Below are 3,103 nucleotides of genomic sequence, written 5' to 3' on the forward strand. Positions count from 1 at the left end.
GCTCGATTTCAATCTCTTCTGGATAGGGTACATATCCTTTCATTGTTATTTTCATTGTTGTACCTCCACAGTGTACGGAAAGCGTTTTATCGCGTCCACGTCAAACACAGCGAGGGTTTCTCGCGGCTTGATGATTTTCCCATCCCCTGACCATGTTTCACCAATCTCATCGCCCTGGATTACTTGCAGAACTGACCTATCCTCCTCTTTTTTAATAACGTTGTCCCACTCCCTTCGACGTAAATACTCATATATCACGTCAAACCTGTCACTTCCGTTGACACCGAGATACTGCATCTCCACTATCTCACCATCAATCTCCACGGGCTTGATTGGCGTCACCTTAAAGGAAGATTCTGCGGCTTCTACATAATTATACCAATAATCGTATTCTTTTTTTACTAATTTGTCGCCCCACCGCTTTTTAGCTTCGCTGTATGACATAAATGTGCCGGAGTCATCGAGCAAATCCTGAAGGGTCAATTCAGGTGCAAATTTTTCAAACGCTGGATGCCCCTGGATAAGTGCCTCACGGATATCTTCCTCTATCCCCTCGCCTTGGTCAAACTGCAAGGAACGCGGTTGATCCAGTCTACTTGCATTCGTGATTCTGTAGAAGACATTTGGGGCTGTATCCCATTTGTCGATTTGCGCTTGGCTGATCTGTTTACCGGAGACCAGATCGAGGCGGGCGAGTGCAGCTGTATCTATATTAGACGTATCGGCTCTGAGTGGAGGTTTAAGTTTGTTGGTCGCTTTTGTGGCATCGACAACAGTATCGACCACGTTGCTTAGATCCAGCCGGTCTACCCACTTCCCCACCTTGGCGATCCCCCCGATTTTGGAGGCTTTGAGATAGGGTGCGAATACCGACACATCTCCCACAATCTCGTCGGGCCGATTCACCAATGTGGTCCAAAACTTTTCTCGCCCTTCCGCCGTCCATAGCTTATACTTTGAATAGTTTGCCTTGAACGCATCCCATATCGGTGTCGGATACGGCTTCGCCTTTGCTTCGTTGTATGCCTTCACCGCGTCTCGATGTTCTTTGGACATGTAGCCGCGTCCATCGTCAAACGCAAGTTTCGCCTGCTCACGTAATGCTCGAAGGTGCGGTGGATCGGCTTCATCAAGAATTTGTTGGTGCAGTGCTTCGATGCCCAGTTTACCCTTTCGCCATTCCTCGCTTCCGCCCGCGTGCCATTCTGCGAATAAACGGTCGACATGCTGCTTCGCATGTTGATATTGCCATGAATTTTCGCCTCTTGTTCTTCTGTAATTCTCAGCATTTTCGATAGCGAGTTCTAAGTTCTGCTTGAGCTCCGTGTCGACCGGACTGAGCATTATATCAATGCCTTCTACCGCTTCGCCAATACCGGTTAGGAACGCAGGGACAGCTCGACCCGGCAGCCATGTCACTCCTTGCCACCACCACGGCGGATCGTCAATCCCTAGCGCAGCATCTATCCATGTCCGCGGATATCTGCCCTCCATCTTCCGCTTCGTCTCGTTCCGTATCGCCTTCTGCGTACTTGGTCTCAATTTTTCAAACGGCTTCTCTTGTGCCATATCGTTCCAGTTGGTTCATTAGTTCATTAGTACAGGTTCGGAAACCCCGATTTCATCGGGATCAGAATCCTCGTCGCTGTTTGGATTTCGACCTACGGACTTTTCTGTGGTATTCTGTTATATCCTGTTATAAAATAGAACAAATTGAGCTTCTCACACACCCACAACTAAGGGAGGAGCGATCATGAGGTATAGATTTATACTACTTGCAATTCTTGGATTGGTATTTACAGCTGCTATAGTTGCCAGCTACCTTTCACAGGTCCAAGCTAACCCGGTCCACAAACCGAATCAGACATTGATTAACCGTCCCAATACCTTCTTTACAACTAACTACAAGGATGTACCGGCAGATATGGATAGCAATCCACAGTTAAAACATCTCTGGAGTAGAAGAGAGGTAACACCCGACGAAATTGCTGCTTATAGACTTAATGAGAATCAGAAGTTGATTTTGACCGCAGATGTCATCAAGCCCCTCCAAGCCAACTGGCTCGCCAATCACGGTATGCCTACCGGCGTTTGGCAGCACATGGAATTTGATCTCCACTATGTCTGCTTTGCCGAGCCACTGAACATCAAAGGAAATATCATCCGCTACCAAGCCATAGGTGACAGAAACGGTCGTCTTGACGGGCATGAACTAACTTTGACTGTCAATAACCACGATACGATCCAAGAAACTAAGGAGGTATTTATTGAGAAAGTTGAGGTTATCTACAAGAAAACCAATCGGGAATACGATCACGGACTGGAGTCCGATATTCGACAAGAGATCTTTTACGAACGATTTGGCTACGACAAATCCGGCCGAACCTTCCTGCAAAACAGACCTGATCCCAATTTTGAATATCATGTCTTGGGACACATGAGCTGGGCCGATTCACTTATTCGTGACACCCGTCCAGTGGTACACCTCTGGCGCAGGCCGCTTTCACAAAATGGATATAAGTGGGGGGACCCATTTTTTCTGATGGTAATCATTTCATCACCAGACCCACCTAGAAGATAGTTTAAATATTATAACGCAAGCTGCTAGTTGGCAAATTCGATCGGCTCCGACTTCACCAAGGGCTCAAGGTAATCTCCGATAAGATCAGGGTTCAAAGCAATCTGTGTTTATAGGCGTTCCGTTGAGTCGTTAAAACCGAATGGGATTGACTATGGATCTCCGATGGATCGGGTGCCTGCGGTGATAAATCGCTGCACTACAGATCGAAGACTCACGGAACGGGGAGTTTGAGTGTTCTGCTGCACAAATCCTATATCATAAAAGTGGGCAGGATTGTTAGTCCGCATTACTTTTGCTAGTCTCTGCGCCCTACCCTTTACTTGACCTGACCATTTTGAATCAAGCATCTCATCGGCTGCTCTATCATAGTTCCTTTCCATGAGTGCTTGTTTGAACTTGACAAACTTGTTCAACTTCCGATAACCAAGATTAAATGCCATGTTGACTAAAACCTCACGCCGCGCATCACCTAACCCTTCCCACATTGACGGACTGATCATAAATTGACGTGCTTCAATAATC

At 47.0% G+C, this 3,103-nt stretch carries 3 protein-coding genes; 1 reads left to right on the plus strand and 2 read right to left on the minus strand.

Annotated elements, in window-relative coordinates; all coding sequences use genetic code 11:
• Window positions 1-51 precede the first annotated feature (51 nt).
• Window positions 52-1,569, minus strand: coding sequence for a hypothetical protein (locus J4G02_22235; GenBank protein ID MCE2397231.1), 1,518 nt, complete (start codon window positions 1,567-1,569; stop codon window positions 52-54).
• A 184-nt stretch (window positions 1,570-1,753) separates the two neighbouring features.
• Here J4G02_22235 and J4G02_22240 point away from each other — a divergent pair, with 184 nt between their 5' ends.
• Entirely contained in the window at window positions 1,754-2,581 is an 828-nt protein-coding gene (locus J4G02_22240) for a hypothetical protein (GenBank protein MCE2397232.1), read from the plus strand.
• A 149-nt stretch (window positions 2,582-2,730) separates the two neighbouring features.
• Here the strand turns inward: J4G02_22240 and J4G02_22245 are convergent.
• Window positions 2,731-3,103, minus strand: a 373-nt coding sequence (locus J4G02_22245) for a hypothetical protein (protein ID MCE2397233.1), incomplete at its 5' end; no start/stop codon positions are given.

This window comes from Candidatus Poribacteria bacterium, assembly GCA_021295755.1.
Lineage (GTDB): Bacteria > Poribacteria > WGA-4E > WGA-4E > PCPOR2b > PCPOR2b.